The following is a 20,428-nucleotide window of genomic DNA, read 5'->3' as shown; positions in this document are numbered from 1 at the left end:
GAGTCTAGCCGGCTTCAGGCCAGTTCGCTAGACTGTGCGAGTTCAATAAAGGAGCCCCAATGACCTCTGTTCATACCCGAGCCCCTGCCCTGACGATCCGGGCCGGACGCCGCGCACTTGAGCGGCTGAGGCACAGTCCGCTGACCCCGTCCGATATCCACGTCATTCCCGGCGCGGCGGGGGGGCCGAAAGCACTGGGCATTTCCGGGCTGGATAAAGCAATATTTGGCGACTTTCTGCCCCGGGCACCGCAACAGCGGTCACTGATCGGTTCTTCCATTGGCAGCTGGCGGTTTGCCGCCATTGCGTCCAGCGACGATCCCAGGGCGCAGCTTTCTCGGCTGGCGGAACTCTACACCGCCCAGCGTTTCGCCAAGGGCGTGAGCATGGCGGAAGTCAGCCGGAAAAGTACGCTTTTTCTGGAAGAACTGCTGGCCGGCTGCGAAGACCACATTCTGGACCATCCCTGGTATCGCCTCAGTATCGTTGTGGTACGAAGCCGTGGCATGCTGGAACACGATACCCGGGGCCGCCTGAGCCTGGGGCTGATGAACGCCATCAGCGCCAACATGGTCAGCCGCCGCCACCTTGGCCGTTTTATGGAGCGGGGCATCATCCATGACCGGCGGGCCAGAGCGCCGCTGTCCAAACTGGTGGATTTCCCCAGCCATGAGGTGCCGCTAAGCCGGGAAAACCTGATTCCGGCGCTGTTGGCATCGGCATCCATCCCCATGGTCATGGCCGGCGTTCGCAACATACCCGGGGCCCCCGATGGCCTCTATCGTGACGGTGGTCTGCTGGATTATCACCTGGATCTGCCCTACGAACAGCCGGGTGTGATTCTCTACCCGCACTTTACCGACCGGGTGGTACCAGGCTGGTTTGATAAGTCTCTGCCCTGGCGGCGGGGCGATGCAACCCGACTGCAGGACGTGCTGCTGGTGTCACCCTCGGCCGACTATCTGGCGTCCCTGCCGGACCGTAAACTGCCGGATCGTAAAGACTTCGAGCACTACGCTGGCAACGATGCCGGCCGGGAGCGAGCCTGGCGCAAGGCCATTGCGGCCAGCGATCAGTTGGGTGACGAATTCATGGAACTGGTGGATTCCGGGCGCCTGAAGGACGTGCTGTTACCGCTCTGAAGGTCGCAATATCACGCCGGTGCGCGTCTTGCCGTGCCGTAGACCAGAACAAATACGCAAAAGGCAGTCACCACCACCGAAGGCCCGGCAGGGGTGTCCATAAACCAGGACATGGATAGCCCACCGCTGACGGCCAGACACCCGAAGCCGATCGCCAGCGCCACCATATGTTCGGGATTGCCTGCCAGCCGACGGGCGGTGGCGGCGGGGATGATCAGCAGTGCGGTAATCAGCAATACACCGACAATTTTCATGGCCACGGCGATCACGATAGAAAACATCAGCATCAATGCCAGCCGCAGGCGTTCCACCGGCAGACCCTCCACCTTTGCCAGTTCTTCATGGATGGTAGTCATCAACAGACCCCGCCAGAACAGGGCGAGCAGCGTGAGAATAACCAGTGCTCCGCCATAGATCCAAAGCAGGTCGGTGCGGCTCATGGCCAGCAAATCGCCGAACAGCAGGCCGGTGAGGTCAAAGCGGATGTCCGGCATGAAACTCAGGGTCACCAGGCCAATGGCCAGTGCGCTGTGAGCCAGGATGCCCAGCAGGGTATCGGTTGCCAGCGCCCGGCTCCGCTGGAAAAGCACCAGCACAACAGACAGCACAACGCAGGTGACAATCACGCCCAGGTTAAGCGGTACGCTGATCAGGAAGCTCAGGGCTATGCCCAGTAGGGCAGAGTGGGCCAGGGTGTCGCCGAAATAGGCCATGCGTCGCCAGACCACAAAGCAGCCCAGAGGCCCTGCCACCAGGGCAACGCCGAGACCACCAATCAGTGCCCGCCAGAAAAAGTCGTCCAGGATGGTGTCAATGATGGGCATGGTCGCAGCCTTCATGGGCGGAGTGATCGTGAGCCCCGTCCACCACATCGCCGTGCAGATCGTGGCTGTGATTATGATGATGGTGATAGACCGCCAGGCTTTCAGCCACGGGTCGGCCGAAGGTTTCGATAAAGGCCGGGTCGTGGGAGATGTCCGCGGGATAGCCGCTGCAGCAGATATGCTGGTTCAGACAGATTACCTGGTCGGTGGCGGCCATCACCAGATGCAGATCGTGGGATACCATCAGAACCCCGCAGTTCAGTTCGTCCCGCAGTTTGCGGATCAGGTCGTACAGGGCGGCCTGGCCGTTTATATCCACCCCCTGGGCGGGCTCATCCAGCACCAGAAGGTCGGGCTTGCGGGCCAGGGCCCGGGCCAGCAGCAGTCTCTGTTTCTCGCCGCCGGAAAGATGATGTACCGAAGCATCCGTCAGATGATCGACGCCGGTGCGGCGAAGCGCGTCCCGGCACGCGTCCAGGGGTTGACCGCTCAGCAGCATGAAGCGCCGGACGCTTAGCGGCAGTGTGGGTTCCAGGGTCAGATGCTGGGGTACGTAGCCGACGGTCAACCCCGGTTGCAGGTTGATACGGCCCTGGCTGGCCTTCTGTATGCCGAGAATAGCCTTGATCAGGGTGGTTTTGCCTGCGCCGTTAGGACCGATTACCGTGATGATGTCGCCCCGATGAATGGTCAGGTCGACGCGGTCAACAATCACCCGATCGTCGAATGCGATAGTCAGCTGATGCAGGGTGGCCAGGGCATTACTCATCGGTTTTTCCCGCACCGTCTGCCTGCCCCGCACAGGCCGGGCATACGCCGGATACCTCGACCATGACGTTATCGGGCCGGAACCGGACCTCAGACGCCGCGTTGGCAATGGCGTCGGATACGTCCGGAGCGGAGAGTTCCAGGACATTATTGCAGCGCTGACAGATCAGGAACATGCCCTGATGCCGTGTGCCCGCGTGGGCGCAGCCGATAAAGGCATTCAGTGACGCAATCCGGTGCACCAGTCCCTGCTGCTGGAGAAAGTCCAGCGCCCGGTAAACCGTGGGCGGCGCTGCATTGTGGCCATCCTGGGTTAGCATGGCCAGCACATCATAGGCTCCGAGCGGTCGATGGGATTGCCAGATCAGTTCCAGAACCCGCTCGCGGGTGGCGGTCAACCGGGCATTCTGCCGCTGGCAGATGGTCTTCGCGTCAGCCAGCGCGTCGGCGATGCAGGCATCGTGGTTGTGGTGACGATAGGGTAATGCTTTGGCTGACATGGAAGCAGTCCTGGCGAATTTGAAACATTATAACATTCGCGTTCGCCAGTGCCTATCCAGTGCCCGGGAGCTTGGCCTGCCCGTCTCCGGGGGAAGCGGATCAGCCTTTGGAGGCTTCCACCGCCAATGATTCGAGGAAGCCCAGGTCCGGGATATAGGCGGTTTCACCTTCCACTTCTACCTGCATCAGGTCAGCGGAACCGGTGTCTCCGTCGATTCTTTTGACCTGATCTTCGGTCAGACGTGTCTGGCTGGGAATACCCTGGGTGACCAATGCCATAAAGGGCACGGAATTGTGATGGTCGCCAATGGTGTTGAGAACCACAATCCGCCCACGATTACCGCCGGGAGCAGTGGCATGGCCGCCATTGGCCGCATCGTAGGAAATCACCGGCAGGCTGAGCCCCCGCCATTCCAGCATGCCCGCCATCCATTCCGGTGCGCCGGCCGGTGCCTCGGTGCTGACGAAATCCACCACCTCGGCGATGGAAACGTTGGGTAGCAGCAACTGTCGTCCGTTCATAGGAATCATGACGCAGGAGAGGGTATCGGTTGTGTCTTTCATTGCTCTGTTCCTCAGGCGGAATCCCGTTTCTGCCGGCCCTTGAGCAGGCAGGATTCTTCAATCGTTTTGACCAGTTCCACGGCCAGTTGCTCCGGTGTGCCGCAGAATCCGGCGCAGCCGGTAGCGGCCACGGAATCCGGCATGGAACTGTTGCCGCAACTGGTGCTTTCCTGGACCCAGACCCGGCTGCCATAGGCTTTCAGCAAAGGCGCAGCGATGGCGCCGTCGTTGCCCATGCCAGAGAAGAAAATGGCGTTGCAGCGGCCGCCATAATAATCCCCGACGTTCAGCAGCACCTGATCAATAGAGGGTCCGTAGGGCCCTGGCCAGGGAGAGTTGCGCTCTTCCAGGGCGCCTTCCCCGTCCAGTGTCCACTCGTGCTCCACCGGCATCAGCACCACGTCGCCGTTACAGATGCGGTAACCGGGCTCAGCCTTTTTAAGCTTATAGTGGGCGTGGCGTCCGAGTACACGGGTCAGTACTTCGGTGAAATTGTTATCGATGTGCTGGGCATAAACAAAGCCCACTGGAAGCCCTGCTGGCAGGTTATCAAGAAAGCTCTTGACCGCCGCTGGCCCGCCCAGTGAAGCGCCGAGAATCCAGACATTCTCGGCAACCGACCCCGGTGCTGCCGCCGGTATCCAGTGGGGCAGTGTCGGAGCGCCAGTGGTCCTTTGTGGTTCCTGGGCCAGCTCCTCGATGGAGTCAGCCGAGTCCAGCTTCTCCAGGTGTCCCAACGATTGCTCGAGCTTGTCCAGCAGGCGCCTTTCCCACCGGAAATAGTCGGTAAAGCCGGGTTTGGGGGCCGGATCAAGACCGAACAGGACCGGTGCGTCGGTGTTCTCCAGCAGATGGTCAAACAATGCCGGGTGGTCGGCTTCATCTTCCAGGGTGACCAGCCAGAGGCTGGCTTCCGGAAACGAGGGATAGCCCAGAAGCCTGTCCGGATCGCCGGAAAAGCAAACGTCCAGGCCGAACCTGGACGCTGTTTCCTGCAATCGATGACGTTGCAGGACAATGTCAGAAACAATTCCGACTCGCGGACGTTCTGACACGGTGGCCATCACTGATTACCGGTCAGCCGCTTGATGGTGTCGAGCAGCTGGGTTTCCTGGAACGGTTTGCCCAGATACTCGTTGACGCCAATCGCCAGTGCCCGCTCGCGGTGTTTTTCCCCGGTACGGGAGGTAATCATGCAGATGGGCGTGTCTTTCAGCGCGTCATCGTGTCTGACAAAACTGGCCACTTCGAAACCGTCCATCCGCGGCATTTCGATATCCAGCAGAATGATGTCCGGCCGGTGATCCTGAAGCTGGGCAACCGCGTCCAGACCGTCTTTGGCCGTGATGACTTCCATACCGTTACGCTCAAGCAGGCGCGAGGTGACTTTCCGCACTGTTACCGAGTCGTCCACCACCATGACCGTAGTGGCCTGTTCGGCACGGCGACTTGCTTCTTTGGCGTCTTCGAGACTGGCCAGGCGCTGACGCTCGGACAGAATGTCGGAGCGGATCATGGCCGGCAGGTCGAGAATCACCACCACGTTGCCGTCACCCAGGATGGTTGCGCCGGATACGCCACGGACGGTGCCGAACTGTGGACCGAGGGATTTAACCACGATTTCGCGGCTACCCATCAGGCTGTCCACCTGAAGCGCCATGGGCTGTTCGGCGCCACGCACCAGGATAACCGGCAGTGGCAGGGCCTGGCCTTGAAGCTTCGGATGGTGATCACTGTTCAGCAGGCTGCCCAGATACTGCAGTCGATATTCCTGGCCGGCGTACTCGTAAAGCGGCGCCTCCGGCTTGTAATATTCCTCCAGCTCGTAGGTGCTGACCCGCACAATACCCTCGATGGTGTTCAGCGGGATGGCGTAGAAATCCTCGCCCGTGGACACCATCAGTGCCCGGTTAACGGAGACGGTGAACGGCAGCCGCACGGTAAAGACCGTACCCTTGCCCAGGGTGGAGTCGATATCCAGACTGCCGCCGAGCTGTTTGATTTCGCTCGCCACGACGTCCATGCCCACGCCGCGCCCGGAGATCTGGGTAACCTGGGCGGCGGTGGAGAAACCAGGCTGCAGAATGAACTGCAGGATTTCCCGTTCGCTCAGCTCTTCGTTCTTGTCCAGCATGCCCTGACGGATCGCCTTTTCGCGGATCACGTCGGCTGGGATGCCGGCTCCGTCGTCGATCATTCTCAGAACCACGTCGCCGCCTTCACGGGTGAGCGACAGGGTGACTTCACCGGTTTCCGGTTTGCCCGCTTTCTTTCGATCGGCGGGTTTCTCGATGCCGTGGTCCAGGGCGTTGCGCAGCATGTGCTCCAGCGGCGCGATCATGCGCTCCAGAATGTTGCGGTCCATTTCCCCTTCGGCGTTGCGAACATCGAACTCGACTTTCTTGGCCAGTTCACCGCTGATCTGGCGAACGATACGGCGTAGTCGCGGCACCATGGACGAGAACGGAATCATCCGGGTCTTCATCAGACCTTCCTGGAGTTCCGTGTTGATCCGCGACTGCTGTACCAGCAGGGTTTCCGTATCCCTGACCCGGTCAGACAGGGTTTCCCGCAGGTCGGCCAGGTCGGATGAGGACTCGGTCAACGCCCGGGATAGCTGCTGGATCGCGGAATAGCGGTCCATCTCCAGCGGGTCGAAGTCGTCGCCATAGTCCGGGCCGTGCTCTTTCTCGGCGCGGAACAGGATCTGGGTTTCGGTCTCGATTTCCATCCGGCGCAGCTGTTCGCGCAGACGCTCGATGGTGGCGGCCATTTCGTCCAGGTTATGGCTGAAATCGCTGGTCTGCTGCTCCAGGCGGCCACGGGTAATACTGGTTTCGCCCGCCAGATTCACCAGTTCATCCAGCAGAGGCGCCGATACTCGAATGGTTTCCTGGGGCGCTCGTTGTGCCGCTGCCTGATTGGCTGATTCCTTGGCCGGTGCTTTCTTCTTGGGCGCCGGTTTCGGTGCGGGTGGCTCGGCCTTGTCGGCTTTTGCGGACTCCGCCTTCCTGGCCGGTTTCTCCGGCTCGGGCGTCGGAGCCTTGGGCGCCGCTTTTTCTTCAGGTGGCGGCGCTACGGTGCCGGTGTTCTCGAAGCGCTGACGGATGTCGTTGACCAGGGCAATAATGCCGTCGTGGTCGTCGGTGATCGCCTTCCAATCTGCCTCGTCCGGTTTGTTGCCGCCCAGGTCGATCAGCCGGGTTTCCATCTCGTGGGCTTTGTCGCCCAGGGATGAAAGCTGCGACAGGCGAGCGCCGCCTTTCAGGGTGTGCAGGGCACGCTGGGCTTCCTGATTGAAATGATGATTGCCGGGTTCTTTGTGCCAGTCGCTGAGCAATTGCTCCAGCTGATCCAGAATTTCGGAGGCTTCCTCAAGGAAGATCTCCAGCACCTCAGCGTCCACTTCCTCGGTCTCGGTAACAGCAGCCTCGGCGGTCGCTCCGGACTCAATGGATTCGTGGGCCTGTTTGAAGGCATTGATCAGTTCCCCATCGCCCTGGGGCTTATTGCCTTCTTCCAGGCTGGTCAGCATCGCGCGAAGTGCCGTCTGGCCCCTTTCACTCAGTTCCAGCAGGTCGGCCTGATTGCTAGCGCCGGCAATGATCGGGTCCAGGGCGTCGGACCAGGCTTCCGCCAGTTCAGCAATCGGATCCACATCGGACAGGCGAGCACCGCCTTTCAGCGTATGGAGCTCCTGTTGAAGCTGGGTTACGCCGTGCAGTTCGTCGGGTTCATCGCGCCACTGGGCCAGGCATTCGCCTACGGCTTCGTGAATTTCCAGTCCCTCGTCCAGGAAGATGCCAACCAGATCGTCCTCGGACGCCTCCGGCAGCGCGTCGGCCAGGGATGGTTCTGGGGCTTCCTGTTCGTCAGAAACGGTGGCCTCGGGCTCCTCGGCCTCCGGCGTGGAATCTTGTGGTTTTGAATCTAGCGGCTCGCCGGCCAGGATCGCTTTGACCTTGCGGACCAACTCGTTGGCTGGCGGACAGGGCTTCTCGGTGGCTACCTCTTCCACCATCTGTGCCAGGCGATCGTGGCACGCGAACAACAGCTCGATCATTTCGTCGCTGGCGTCAAGCTGGCCTTCCGCGACCTTTTCAAAAAGATCTTCCAGAACGTGAGTCAGATCGCCGATGGGGTCCACGCCGGCCATCCGGGCGCCACCCTTGAGGGTATGAACATCCCGCTGGAGTTCAGCGGCTACAGACCGGTCCGAGGGATCCTCGGTCCAGGTATGAAGCGCGCTGCCGGTCGAGTTGATCAGGTCGTAGGCTTCTTCCAGGAAAATGCCCAGTAGCTCGGGGTCCAGGTGGGACAGGTCTGTTGGCGCCAGTTCCTCGTCGTCGGAATCTGCTGTGGATTCTTCCGGTTCTGGTGTGGACCGCGGCAGATCCTCTTCCACCTCGTCTGCGGAGTCATCAGGCTGATCGCTGACATCCGTGACCGGACGGTGTCCGGTTGCGCTGTCCATATAGGCGTGAATCTCGCTGATCAGATCCGGTGCCGGGCGCGGGGTTTCCTGTTGTTCAAGGGCGTCTACCATGCCGGCAAGGCGGTCGTGGCAGCGGAATAGCAGCTCTGACAGGGAATCGGTCACCGCCAGGCGGTTTTCGGTCAGGCCCTCGAACAGATTTTCCAGCTCATGGGAAAGATCACCGACCGAGGCGATGTCAGCCAGGCGCGCGCCGCCTTTCAGGGTATGAAGGTCGCGCTGGAGAAGCCGCAACAACTCGGTGTTTCCGGTGTTTTCACTCCAGCTCTGTAATGAATCGGCCGTGCTGTCGATCAGGTCGCGGGCTTCCTCGAGGAAAATGGCCGCCAATTCGTCGTCCATTTCCTCGTCGGTTTCCGCAAGCGGCGGGAGCTCGTTTTCAGTGTCGGCGTTGCTGTCAGCTTCCTCGACTTCATCGTCCAGGCTACGGTCGATCTCTTCCAAATCGTCCGTGAACTCTTCGTCAAAGGCGCTGGGCGCAGCCGGTTCCGGCTCTGCAGTGGCCAGGGAATCCAGATCGGCAATCAATGGTTCACTGGCTTCCGTTGCCAGCCCGGCGGCAACCTGGTCCATCATGTTGATCAGATGCTCGTGTGCGGCCCTGACAATGAAAAAGTAGTCTTCATCCGGCCGGTAGGCCGTTGCCGCGGTGCGCTCATAGGCCTGGCGGATGGCTTCCGACAGTTCCGCCACGTCGGTTAGCTGGGCTTCATTGGCGCCGTCGGTCAAGCGGCTGAGCTCGTCCCGCAGAATATCCCGGGGCTTGGTTTGCTCGGGGTTGGCCGCCCATTCGTCCAGAATCCGGTCGGCATCCAGCAGGATGTCCAGGCCTTCGTTAAGGAACAGTTCCACCAGCTGTGGATTGGTCCGCGGCTCGGTTTCGTGGGTCTCCGGTGCACCACTGCGCAGGGTGGCGTTGGCCACTTTGTCCAGCTTTTCCAGGAACGCATCGGTGCCGGGAAGTTCTGCCTGGGGGTTGTTTTCAATCTGCTTCAGGCCCTGGGCCAGGAAGCTGCAAACCTCGTCAATCAGTTCGATAACATCCCGGTCGGCCCGCTTGTTCTGTGCGCGGGCTTCCTTGATAAACCGCTCCAGCGGCGTAATAACTGCCGCAATCGGCGCAATGCCGGCGGTGTGAGCGCTGCCCTTGAGGGTATGCAGTGCCCGGGAAAGGTCATCGGTGTAGGCAACGCTGGATTTGTCACCCGCGGCATCGAGGTAGTCCCTCAGGGTCTGAAGGTGGGTCTCGGTCTCGCTTTCGAAGATTTCCAGCAGAACCGGGTCAACGGGCTCATCGCTTTCGGAGGCCGGCTGAGCTTCATGCTCTTTTTCGGATGCCTGTGAGCCTGTTTCAGTCTGGTGGGTTTCTGCGGGTTCCGAATCCGGCATGGCACTGGTGTCCGGAATCTCTCCGTTGGCCAGGGCATTGGCGCGGGCTTCCAGCGGCGCGGTGTTTTCTGACGGTGGCCGCTGGTTCTCAAAATCTTCAACCAGCGCGGGCAGTGTGGCGGTCACATCTTCCAGCAGGCTGGCGATGTCGTCATTCATGAAGATGCTGCCGTCGATGACACGGTTAAGCATGTTCTCGACTGACCAGGCCAGCTCACCCACCACCAGCGCACCGACCATACGACCGCTGCCTTTGAGGGTGTGGAAGGCCCGGCGGACTTCGGACAGCGCAGTCCGGTCTTCGTGGTGACGCAGCAGTGCCGGGAGGTATTCGCGGATGGTGTCCAGCACCTCCCCGGCTTCCTCGATAAAGATCTCCAGGATCTCATCGTCGATCAGGTCGTCGCCGAGATCGGCATCAGCATCGGAAACGGGCTCCGCTGAGGATTCTTCTGCGGCTTCCCGGGAAGCTTCCTTCTCGGCCGCCGGTGTTGGTGTTCCATCAGCGTCGGTCTTGCGGGTTGTTGCCAGTGCTTCAGCCTGTTCAATCAAGGCCTGCACGTCGCCGTCGGACTCGCCGTCGCGGAATTCCTGTATCAGCGACGGGATGCGGGCATTGACCTGGTCAATCAGCTTGAACATCTCGTCGGTGGGACGCAGGGTCTGATCAATCACCCGGTTGAGAAGATTCTCCACCGACCAGGCCAGCTCGCCGATGCTGCTGGCGCCAACCAGCCGGCCACTGCCCTTGAGGGTGTGGAACGCCCGCCGCACTTCCGTCAGTGCCTCGCGGTCATCGGCACTCTGGCGCAGGCGCGGATAGAATTCGTTAATGGTCGCCAGGACTTCTTCGGCTTCTTCAATAAAGATGCCTAGAATTTCATCGTCCAGAAGCTCATTGTCAGACGCTTTGGTCGGCGCGCTACCGGATTCCACCGGCGCTTCTGCGCTGATGGTCGGAAGGTCCTCGATCTCGGAGGGATGCTCCCAGGTGGGTTCTTCACCCACGGGAAAGCCCAATTCGCGGAAGCTGGATTCGGCCAGGCTGAGCACGTTTTCGTTCTCGCCAATGCCGTCCGCCAGACGTTCCAGATAATACTCGATGCTGGTAACTGCATCGGCCAGTGTGTCCAGCTGTTTCCAGTCCGGGATCTGTTTGCCGCCCAGGAGAACGTCGGTGACATATCGTTCAGCCGAGGCCAGCATGTCGGCAACCCGGTCAAGGGGGATCAGGGCCAGACCGCCCCGAATGCTGTGAAGCAGGCCGGGTACATGTTCGATCTCACCGGTCTCCCACTGGGAGGCGATGAAATTGACGATGGCCGATTTGACCTGTTCCAGGGTGTTGCGGGATTCCCGCAGCAAGGCACTGCTGGCCTCGCCCAGTTCCCGTGAGCCCAGATTGACGGTGCCGGATTCTTCGTCGTGCCCGGCACGGTCCTGTTTACGTTCACTGTCGAGTCCTGCCAGGCTTGCTTCCACGTACAGAAGCGCACCGGCGATATCCATCAGGGTGCCGTCGTCGACGGCGTCTGACTGGCCGGAGAGCTTTTCAACCAGTTCGATCTGTTCGGTTACGACCTTCCGGGGAATGCCAAGGCCCAGTACGGCCAGGGTGTTGGCCACCTGGCGCAGGCCGGGAAGCAACTCTTCCAGCTCATCGTTCTGGCGCATGTCCGAACGGACAAAAAGATCCAGTTGATCTTTGAGCTTCGCGAGTTCTTCGTTCAGCGCGCTGACCACTGAATGGATAGCGTCACGGCCGGGGCCGGACACTCGATCCTTGGCGGCATCCACGTCGTCATCTGACGGCAGCGCCTGGTCCAGCTGATAGCCTTCGCGCAACTCCCTGACCTGACTGGTATCCAGATCCCGGGCGCGGGCCACGTAGTAGAGCAGGTGTTTGAGCAGGGCTTCCGGGGCCGCCTGTTGAAGAATATCCACGTGCTCGTCGGTGAGCCGGCGAATTTCCGCATCCAGCTCGCGCAGCAGTGATTTGACGGCAGCGTTGACCGGATTGACATGCTCCTGAACGGTTTCGATGAACGCGCCGGCGGCTTTCCACAGCTCGCCGCGGGGCGTGTTGCGGCAGAGCTTGATCAGCCGCTCGATGACCTTCTGCATGTACTCGAAATGGGCGTCCAGGTCGGCCTCGCGGATAACACCCGCCAGGGCGAACTGGTACATCTGCCGCAGCTTGCGGATGTGTCCCAGAACCTTGGGGTCCTGAAGCCGCTGGGAGACATTCGCCGGTGCGTTTTTCCGGGCACGGGAAAGATCGGGCTTGAACAGCGAGGTGTCGGACAGCAGTGCTTCGCCGCGGGCGGCACGCAGATCGTTCAGCAACGGCAACAGCACCAGCGGAAAGTCGTCCTTGCTACTGGCCAGGTGCTCGAGGTATTGCGGCAGCTGCAGGATAGCCTGCATCAACACTTCCACGGCATCGTCGGTGTTGGCGACGGTTTCGTTGAGGATGGCCTGGGTGAGCTTTTCCATTTCCTCGGTCAGCAGGGCCGCACCGTATAGCTCGACCATCTGCAAGGTGCCGTGAACCTGGTGGAGGTAGTTCAGGCAAAAGCGCAGCCGCGCGGTATCGTCCCGATTATCGACGTACGCTTCCAAGGCCTGCTGGCTCTGGGTCAGCGTGTCCTGTATTTCGCCGCGAACCCAGTCCAGGGCGATGCTGTCATGGTGATTGCCCATAACCACTCCGGTTATTCTTCGTCAGGCTGGCGTTTGATCCACGCCAGCACATGTTCCGAGGGTACCCTCTGTAAGCCAGGGGGCTGCCAGTCGGTCAGCTCTCCCTGGCCCAGGACCAGCAGCCCCCCGGGCGCCAGTCTTTCTGCAAGCCGTTTTACAATCTCTCTCCGACGCCAGCGCCGGAAGTAAATCAGCAGATTCTGGCAGAAGATAATGTTCATTCCGTGCATGGGAGCGTGCTTCAGATCCAGCACGTTCAGTCGCGTAAAACACACGCGCTCCCGGATGCTTCCAACAATTTCGACGGTATTCCTTTGTGCCGGATGGAAATACCGGTTTTTCATGGCTTCATCCATGCCGATCAGTTTTCTGGCACTGAACAGCCCTGCCTGAGCTTTATCGATGGCCGGCTTGCTGATGTCGGACCCGGTGACGCCGAACAAGGGCCTCAGCGACAGGGTCTCCATGCACTCATTGAGCACCATCGCCAGAGTATAGGGCTCCTCGCCCGTCGATGAGCCGACACTCCAGGCTTCCAGTGGCCGCTTTTTCAGCGTTTCCCTGGGCCGTGTCAGGACATAGTCCGAAACCAGCCTAAATGCGTCCGGGTCACGAAAGAATCGCGTTTCCTGAACGGTCAGTCTGTCTACCAGGGTCGCCCATTCCATGATGGCGTCAGGGCCGGATACGATTTTCTCGTAATAGGCCTGGTAGCTGTTGCAACCGATTTCCCGCATCCGGATGCCCAGGTTCGTCTCGAGAAACGACTTGCGGCTCTCCGACAGGGTCATGCCCGTTCTGTGTTCCAGCAGCGTCTGCCACTGGCTGAACTGCGCCTCGTCCATGTCCGGGAGTCGGCGCAGCGACCAGATGCCTTCGACAGTTGACAGATGGTCGTCGCTGGTTTCAGCCATAAACAGTCAGCGGCCTCCGATTGAAGCTCAGCTAACCACCGGAACGTCGTCGTCTTCCTCTTCTTCTTCCCGATCAGATGCATCGTCCTCTTCCGGCAGCGTAAAGCCGGCAACCGACGACCGCAGCTCAGACGCCATCTCGGCCAGATTACCGATAGATTTCGCGGTGGCGTTGGTACCGGAGGACGTCTGCGAGGTGATTTCCTGGATGACGTTCATGGTGTTGGAAATGTGTGCCGCTGAAGACGACTGCTGACGCGCGGCGTTGGAGATGTTCTGGATCAGTTCCGCCAGAGACATGGAGACGTTCTCGATTTCCTCGAGCGCGATACCCGCGTCCTGTGCCAGACGAGCACCACGGACCACCTCGGCGGTGGTGTGCTCCATGGAGATAACAGCTTCGTTGGTGTCCGACTGGATCGTCTTAACCAGTGCTTCAATCTGCTTGGTTGCCGCAGAGGAACGTTCCGCCAGGCGCTGTACTTCGTCCGCAACCACCGCGAAGCCCCGGCCCGCGTCACCGGCCATGGAGGCCTGGATGGCAGCGTTCAGGGACAGGATGTTGGTCTGGTCTGCGATGTCGTTGATCAGCGATACGATGTCGCCGATTTCCTGGGATGATTCACCCAGTCGCTTGATCCGTTTGGAAGTTTCCTGGATCTGCTCGCGGATGTTGTCCATGCCACGAATGGTGTTCTGAACCACTTCCGCGCCTTTCTTGGCGATCGCAACTGACCGCTCCGCAACCGCGGAAGATTCGGCGGCGTTGGAAGATACCTGGTCGATGGATACGGCCATTTCGTTTACGGCGGCGGAGGCGCCGGCAATTTCCTGGGCCTGATGCTCGGAAGCGTCAGCCAGGTGCATGGCCGTGGCCTGGGTTTCCTGGGCCGCTGATGCGACCCGCACCGCGGTACCACGAATCGCCTGTACCAGTCCGCGCATCTGGTCGATGGCGTAGTTGATAGAGTCGGCGATGGCGCCGGTGAAGTCCTCGGTTACCGTGGCCTCCGTAGTCAGGTCACCATCGGCCAGGTCTGCCAGTTCGTCCAGCAGTCGCAGGATGGCGTTCTGATTCTGTTCGTTCTGTTCCTGGGTCGTTGCCAGACGTTCCTGGGCTTCGCGGTAGAGCACCACGCCGATCATCACAACGATACCGACCATCGCAGCCAGGATAATGAAGGCCAGGGTGGGGCCGATCAGACGGGAGCCTGCCTGACCAGTGAAGCCCTCGGCCAGACCGGAGAGCTCATCCAGCAGCACCTGGGAATTCTGGAAGATCTGGTTCGCCGCAGTACGTACCTTGAAGAGGTCGGGAGAGGCTTCAAGGATGGCGTCTACGTTCTGTGATACGAATTCGAACAGTTCACCGACCGCTTCCAGGCCGTAGATGGCGTCCTGGTCGGTAACCTGGGTAATGCCCATGGACGGGTTGCCGTTTACCTGGCCGTCCAGTACCCGGCCGAACAGGCGGGCGTCGCGGCCAAAGCGGTCGGCTGCGATTACCGCATCCTCGTCACCGGACAGTACGTTGTTGACCGAGCGTACAATCCGCTCTGCCAACAGTGATTGGCGCTGCGCCAGCGCGATCTGCTCGGCCGGTGCGTCGTTGTCCAGCAGGATGCGGACGATGTCGTCGTATTCCACCTGCAGCTGGGGGATGGTCTCGTTCAGCGTGCGGGCGACTTCGTGAAGGCCAAGTACCGCCGCTTCGGTGGAAAGAATGCTGTCGGCGTTTTCACGAACGGTTTCCCAGGTCTCCTGAACGCCGCTGTTCTGCGCCAGTTCGCTGGGGGGGAGGCCGGTTTCGGGGTTACCATTTCTTACATAGCCCCAGAGCCTGGAAAACTCGTTTCGCGAGTCTCTCAGGGCGTCAAATGCAGAGGCTGTGCCGCCAGCTGCCTCTGTCGCGTTCTTCGCGATTTCCTGGGACAGTACCCGGAGTTCCGCGGTGTGGGCTATGTATTGCTGATCGTGCTGACTGTTCTGGTTGATAATGAACAGCACTGCAACGAGCAGGATGGTCAATGCGATCAGTACGGCGATCAGGCCGGCAACGAGTTTGTTGCCTCCCTGTCCCATACTGAGTTTTCCGGCTCTGTTTTTCATTTTCTGGCTCCCGGCCTCTTCTTAATAGTGGTAAGTCTGTGTCTGCGGGCGCTCTGCAGGTAGGAAGAAGTACCTGCTGCTGTGACCACCCTTACCATTGCGCGACATCCAGGAAGCGTTCGTCGCCGAGCAGGTCGGCGGCGGAAAACACTTTCCAGATTTCCTCATTACGTTCATAGCCGCCATTTACGAACGGCTGAACACTTGCCGGAACTCCCTGTGGCGATGCCACATGGCTGTCCACGGCGAAATACTGCATCCCTGATACGCTGTCGACCACCAGGCCGCTGAACACATCCCCCTGCTCAACCACCAGCACGCGGCGCTCGCGATGGCTGCGTGATGAACGAGGGACGTCGAAAAATCCGGCAAGGTCAATCAGTGGCAGGAGCCGGCCCCGCACATTGGCGGCGCCAAGCATAAAAGAACGAACCCCCGGTATATGGGTATAGCGGGGGACGTGGAGAATCTCGACCACCTCGCCCATGGGTGCAACATAGCGTTCACCGGCCAGAACAAAGCCGATGCCGTTCCAGAGTTCGACGGCTTGCTGCTGCTCCGGCAGACCGGCCGCGAGGGAACGGCTGCGCCGGGCGATATCCGTCAGAACGGCAAAAGGGGCGGCCTGGGCGGACATGCTCACTCCACAGTTGGGAATCAGCCGATAAGGCTGTTGATGGTTTTGATCAGATCGTCTTCGTTGACCGGCTTTACCAGATAGCCTTTGGCGCCCTGACGGGTACCCCAGACGCGATCGGTTTCCTGATCTTTGGTAGTGACGATAACAACGGGAATAGCGGCTGTTTCCGGTGCACGAGTCAGTTGGCGGGTCGCCTGGAAGCCATTGAGGCCGGGCATGACAACATCCATCAGAACAAGGTCGGGTGTCTCTGCGCGGGCTTTGGCAACGCCGTCGGCACCATTGTCTGCGGTCAGCACTTCGTGCTTGTGCTTTTCCAGAATGGTCGAGATTTTCTTAACCTCGGTCGGTGAGTCATCAACAATCAGAATCCGGGCCATGGTGTCCTCAATGCTTGTGCTGGGTTACTGTTCCGCGGCGGGAACGTACTGGCGAATGGTGTTCAGAAGCTCATCCTTGCTAAACGGCTTGGTCAGGTACTGGTCAGACCCGACGATGCGCCCCTTGGCCTTGTCGAACAGGCCATCCTTACTGGACAGCATGATGACCGGTGTTTTCTTGAAGGAAGAGTTGTTCTTGATCAGCGCGCAGGTCTGATAGCCGTCCAGCCGGGGCATCATGATGTCAACAAAGATGATGTTGGGCTGGGAATCGGCAATCTTTGCCAGAGCGTCAAAGCCGTCGGTTGCGGTAATGACTTCACAACCCACTTTTTTCAACAGGGTTTCTGCGGTGCGACGGATGGTTTTACTGTCGTCGATCACCATGATCTTCAGATTTTCGAAGTTGTCATCCATTGTCCAACAGCCTTGCGCTCTGCGTATCGTTATTTTCCAACCGGGCTTTTTAACACAATCGTGAAGGTTGATCTATAAGCCCCGCTTATTTATAGAGTATTGCTGCCCGGATAAAAAGTAGAACTTTGTGACCAAATGTACTTGCGCGGGTACAATACCACCAGTGATCACAGCATAGCACTTTTTATACCGGTCGCTTTGCATAGCGGTTCCGGTTTTCGCACCTTTATATGAAGGGGTTATATGACAGTCCGGCTTGGCATCGTGATGGATCCCATCGAGAAAATTCACTACAAGAAAGACAGCTCTCTGTCGATGCTTGTTGCGGCCGCCAAGCGAGGCTGGTCCATCGAGTATATGGAGCTTTCCGATCTTTACCTTGATGGCGGTACAGCCATGGCCCGCACCAGAGACATTGTGGTGCGGATGGATCCGGATGACTGGTTCACCTTCGGTGAATCCAGGGATCGTGCATTGGGTGATCTGGATGTAATTCTGATGCGCCAGGATCCGCCGGTGGACCGAGAGTTTCTGATGGCCACCTACATACTGGAATCGGCCGAGCAACAGGGGGCTCTGGTGGTGAACCCGGCGTCCACCCTGCGGGACTGTAATGAAAAACTGTTCGCCACCCAGTTTGAGGATTTGACCCCGCCACTGATTGTGACCCGGTCATCCGAGCGGCTGCGTGCATTCTATGCCCGTCATAAAGATGTGATTATGAAGCCCGTTGATGGCATGGGTGGCAGCTCTATATTCCGGATAAAAGAAAACGATGCCAACCTCGGTGTGATTATCGAAACCCTGACCAACAACGGTGCCCATCAGGCGATGGCGCAGAAATACGTGCCGGAAATAAAGCAGGGGGACAAGCGGATCCTGTTAATTGACGGCGAGCCTGTACCCTATGCCCTTGCGCGGATTCCTTCAGACGGTGAGAATCGCGGTAATCTCGCCGCTGGCGGTCGTGGTGAAGGCAGGGAACTGACGGCCAGGGACCGGGAGATTTGTGACCGCGTGGCCCCGGTGTTAAAAAAGAAAGGGCTGATTTTTGTAGGCATTGATGTGATTGGCGACTTCCTGACGGAAATCAACGTCACCAGTCCAACCTGCATCCGGGAACTCGATGCCGCTTTCGGGATCGATATATCAGGCCTGCTGATGGATGCCATCGAGAGGCGTCTTCTGCAACGAGGGTAACAGGCAAGAATGGCAGTTCAGGTCAGCGACTTCGATCGGTTTTCGTTCACGCTTTTCATTGCGTTGGCGCTTCATGCCATCATCGTGCTGGGGATTACCTTTGCGCCCGAGCCGCCCAGGTCGTCTGCCCAGACCATGGAAATTACCCTGTCCCAGTTCGATGACGAGCAGGATCCGGAAAAAGCGGACTTTCTGGCTGAGACCAGCCAGAAAGGCAGTGGTACCAAGGAAGAGCCGGTGGAGATGACCTCGCCTCAGCCTTCCGAGACAAGCGAGAACAGAATACAACCGGTTCAGCCGGTACCGCCCTCCCGGACCGAGCCGGTTGCACGCCAGGAACAGGCGGTGGTTCAGACCGAAACGGAAACCAAGCGCAGTGCTCCGAAGCCCGAAACCGCCGAGCCGGAACCCGAGACGCCCCTGCCGGTGCGAGAGAAAAAGAGCCTGATGGAGCGCAGCCTGGAAATTGCCAGTCTGGAGGCCCGGTTCGACCAGCAGCGTCAGGCCTATGCCCGCAAGCCCAGAGTGATGCGTGTGACGTCGGCTTCTACCCTGAAGTCCACCAATGCGGCTTATGTTCGCAGCTGGGTTAACAAGGTCGTCCGGGTTGGTAACATCAATTACCCTTCGGAGGCGCGGCGTGAGAATCTTTATGGCAATGCCAGGATTCTGGTGTCGCTGCGCGAGGATGGCACGGTAAAGGAACTGGCGATTCTGGAGTCCTCCGGCAGCACCATATTGGATGACGCGGCCATCCGGATTGTCAGGATGGCGGCACCGTTTGCACCTTTTCCTGATTCCCTAAAGGAGAATGTCGATGAGCTGGAAATTATCCGTACCTGGGTATTCGGTAAACAGGGGCTGACTTCCGGATGAGCGCTTCCAAGGAATCCCCCAACAGTCTGCGCAACCATTTTCTGGTGGCCTCTCCCTATCTTCAGGATCCCCGGTTTCATGGCGCGGTGATCTATATCTGCGAGCATTCCGATGAGGGCGCCCTGGGCCTGATGGTGAACCAGCCTCTGGATATCCATCTGGGCGAGATTCTCGAGCAGCTCGATATGGAAGGGGGGGAACTGGATCTGCCGGTATTCAGCGGTGGGCCCGTGGAGCAGGAACGGGGCTTTGTGCTGCATACGCCGGAGCGGAGCTGGCAGAACACGGCGGAAGTGACTCCGGATATCTGGCTGACTACCTCCCGGGATGTGCTGTCTGATATCGGCTATGGCATCGGGCCCGAGCAGTATCTGGTTTGCCTGGGCTATTCCGGCTGGAGTGAAGGTCAACTGGAGGAAGAGTTGTCCAGCAATGGCTGGATCAACTGCCCTGCCTCCGCAAGCCTGCTTTTCGATACTCCGGCAGATGAGCGATATCGGGCGGTGCTCAAGGCAATCGGCATCGACCTCAATCAGCTCAGTGAGTCCATCGGCCATGCCTGAGCCGGGTAGCCGACGGGTCATGGCGTTTGACTTTGGTACCCGGAGGATCGGCGTGGCCAGCGGTCAGGAAATGCTGGGGGCGGGCCAGTCCGTTGCCATGCTGTCCGCCAGAGACGGGGTGCCGGACTGGGACCGGATCGGCACCTTGCTGGAAGAATGGCAGCCCGACCTGGTACTGGTGGGGTTGCCGCTGAATATGGACGATACTGAAAATGACATGTGCGCCCGGGCGCGCAAATTCGGCAAGCGCCTTCACGGCCGTTTTCATCTGCCGGTGGAAATGGTGGACGAGCGTCTGACCAGTTTTGAAGCCAAGGGGCAGGTCATGGCGGAAGGTGGCAGTCGCGACTATGGTCAACACGGGGTGGACGACCGGGCCGCCGTGCTGATACTTGAAACCTGGTTTAATCAGCAGCCCCGGGAGAACCAATGACACAAATGCCCGATGTAGAACAGCTTCTGAAGCAGATGGAAGCCGACTTGCGCAGCGTCCTTGAGCGCAGGGGAGTCACCGAGCCCGTGGTGATCGGGATCCGAACGGGGGGTGTCTGGCTGGCCGAGCAGCTGAATCAGCGCCTTGGCCTGTCCGCGCCTCTGGGTGAGCTGGACATCTCTTTCTACCGGGATGACTTCAGCCGTATCGGTCTCAATCCGAAAGTGACGCCGTCCAGCCTGCCTTTTGACACCGAGGGCCGACATATCGTGCTGGTCGACGACGTCATGATGAGCGGCCGCACCATCCGGGCGGCGATGAACGAGATCTTCGACTATGGCCGCCCCGCCAGTATCATCCTTGCCACTCTGGTGGATCTGGGTGCAAGGGAGCTGCCCATTCAGCCGGATGTGACCGGGCAGACCCTGTCGCTGTCTCCCAACCAGCGGGTGAAGCTTCGCGGCCCGGATCCGCTGACAATTGAACTCCGGGAATTCCAATAAACAGATC

General features: G+C 59.6%; 17 protein-coding genes. 6 read left to right on the top strand and 11 right to left on the bottom strand.

Annotated elements, in window-relative coordinates:
- Positions 1 to 59 precede the first annotated feature (59 nt).
- Positions 60 to 1,142, top strand: coding sequence for a patatin-like phospholipase family protein (locus FPL19_RS06475; protein WP_150911643.1), 1,083 nt, complete (start codon positions 60 to 62; stop codon positions 1,140 to 1,142).
- 11 nt (positions 1,143 to 1,153) lie between these two features.
- Here FPL19_RS06475 and FPL19_RS06470 read toward each other — a convergent pair whose 3' ends face one another.
- The 11 genes from FPL19_RS06470 to pilG form a co-directional block, all read right to left on the bottom strand.
- Positions 1,154 to 1,945 (bottom strand): iron chelate uptake ABC transporter family permease subunit, encoded by a 792-nt coding sequence (locus FPL19_RS06470; protein WP_404802815.1) that lies wholly within the window; start codon positions 1,943 to 1,945, stop codon positions 1,154 to 1,156.
- Between the two features lie 7 nt (positions 1,946 to 1,952).
- A complete protein-coding gene (znuC, locus tag FPL19_RS06465) occupies positions 1,953 to 2,735 on the bottom strand; it encodes a zinc ABC transporter ATP-binding protein ZnuC (protein WP_150911641.1) in 783 nt (260 codons plus the stop codon).
- Entirely contained in the window at positions 2,728 to 3,234 is a 507-nt protein-coding gene (locus FPL19_RS06460) for a Fur family transcriptional regulator (protein ID WP_150911640.1), read from the bottom strand. The genes znuC and FPL19_RS06460 overlap by 8 nt, the downstream gene beginning before the upstream one ends.
- A 100-nt stretch (positions 3,235 to 3,334) precedes the next feature.
- The gene (locus tag FPL19_RS06455; protein WP_150911639.1) at positions 3,335 to 3,799 is read right to left on the bottom strand and encodes a chemotaxis protein CheW; all 465 of its coding nucleotides are present in this window, start codon (positions 3,797 to 3,799) and stop codon (positions 3,335 to 3,337) included.
- An 11-nt stretch (positions 3,800 to 3,810) separates the two neighbouring features.
- Complete coding sequence (locus FPL19_RS06450) at positions 3,811 to 4,863, bottom strand: chemotaxis protein CheB (protein ID WP_150911638.1); 1,053 nt, start codon at positions 4,861 to 4,863, stop codon at positions 3,811 to 3,813.
- Positions 4,863 to 12,386: an Hpt domain-containing protein gene (locus tag FPL19_RS06445; RefSeq protein ID WP_150911637.1), complete on the bottom strand. Its 7,524-nt coding sequence runs from the start codon at positions 12,384 to 12,386 to the stop codon at positions 4,863 to 4,865. The genes FPL19_RS06450 and FPL19_RS06445 overlap by 1 nt, the downstream gene beginning before the upstream one ends.
- 11 nt (positions 12,387 to 12,397) lie before the next feature.
- Complete coding sequence (locus FPL19_RS06440; RefSeq protein ID WP_150911636.1) at positions 12,398 to 13,300, bottom strand: CheR family methyltransferase; 903 nt, start codon at positions 13,298 to 13,300, stop codon at positions 12,398 to 12,400.
- Positions 13,301 to 13,327: 27 nt separating this feature from the next.
- Positions 13,328 to 15,409 carry a methyl-accepting chemotaxis protein gene (locus tag FPL19_RS06435; protein WP_191965226.1) on the bottom strand — a complete coding sequence of 694 codons (2,082 nt, stop codon included), beginning with the start codon at positions 15,407 to 15,409 and terminating at the stop codon, positions 13,328 to 13,330.
- Positions 15,410 to 15,500: 91 nt separating this feature from the next.
- Positions 15,501 to 16,046: a chemotaxis protein CheW gene (locus FPL19_RS06430; protein ID WP_150911635.1), complete on the bottom strand. Its 546-nt coding sequence runs from the start codon at positions 16,044 to 16,046 to the stop codon at positions 15,501 to 15,503.
- 20 nt (positions 16,047 to 16,066) lie between these two features.
- Positions 16,067 to 16,429, bottom strand: coding sequence for a twitching motility response regulator PilH (gene pilH / locus FPL19_RS06425; protein ID WP_150911634.1), 363 nt, complete (start codon positions 16,427 to 16,429; stop codon positions 16,067 to 16,069).
- A 24-nt stretch (positions 16,430 to 16,453) separates the two neighbouring features.
- On the bottom strand, positions 16,454 to 16,846 hold the full coding sequence (pilG, locus tag FPL19_RS06420) for a twitching motility response regulator PilG (RefSeq protein ID WP_135804132.1): 393 nt from the start codon (positions 16,844 to 16,846) through the stop codon (positions 16,454 to 16,456).
- A gap of 243 nt (positions 16,847 to 17,089) precedes the next feature.
- Here pilG and gshB point away from each other — a divergent pair, with 243 nt between their 5' ends.
- From gshB to pyrR, 5 genes are read left to right on the top strand one after another with little or no spacing between them, the layout of a single operon-like run.
- Positions 17,090 to 18,046, top strand: a complete 957-nt coding sequence (gene gshB, locus FPL19_RS06415) for a glutathione synthase (RefSeq protein WP_150911633.1) — start codon at positions 17,090 to 17,092, stop codon at positions 18,044 to 18,046.
- 9 nt (positions 18,047 to 18,055) lie between these two features.
- On the top strand, positions 18,056 to 18,922 hold the full coding sequence (locus FPL19_RS06410; protein WP_150911632.1) for an energy transducer TonB: 867 nt from the start codon (positions 18,056 to 18,058) through the stop codon (positions 18,920 to 18,922).
- Positions 18,919 to 19,485 carry a YqgE/AlgH family protein gene (locus FPL19_RS06405; protein WP_191965225.1) on the top strand — a complete coding sequence of 189 codons (567 nt, stop codon included), beginning with the start codon at positions 18,919 to 18,921 and terminating at the stop codon, positions 19,483 to 19,485. Before FPL19_RS06410 ends, FPL19_RS06405 begins: the two co-directional genes overlap by 4 nt.
- Entirely contained in the window at positions 19,478 to 19,918 is a 441-nt protein-coding gene (ruvX, locus tag FPL19_RS06400; RefSeq protein WP_150911631.1) for a Holliday junction resolvase RuvX, read from the top strand. The genes FPL19_RS06405 and ruvX overlap by 8 nt, the downstream gene beginning before the upstream one ends.
- Positions 19,915 to 20,421 carry a bifunctional pyr operon transcriptional regulator/uracil phosphoribosyltransferase PyrR gene (gene pyrR / locus FPL19_RS06395; RefSeq protein WP_150911630.1) on the top strand — a complete coding sequence of 169 codons (507 nt, stop codon included), beginning with the start codon at positions 19,915 to 19,917 and terminating at the stop codon, positions 20,419 to 20,421. The genes ruvX and pyrR overlap by 4 nt, the downstream gene beginning before the upstream one ends.
- Positions 20,422 to 20,428 lie beyond the last annotated feature (7 nt).

Origin of the sequence: Marinobacter halotolerans (assembly GCF_008795985.1) — a bacterium.
Taxonomy (GTDB): Bacteria; Pseudomonadota; Gammaproteobacteria; order Pseudomonadales; family Oleiphilaceae; genus Marinobacter; species Marinobacter halotolerans.
Note: the sequence above shows the minus strand (reverse complement) of the source record. Positions and strands in the feature narration are given on the sequence as shown.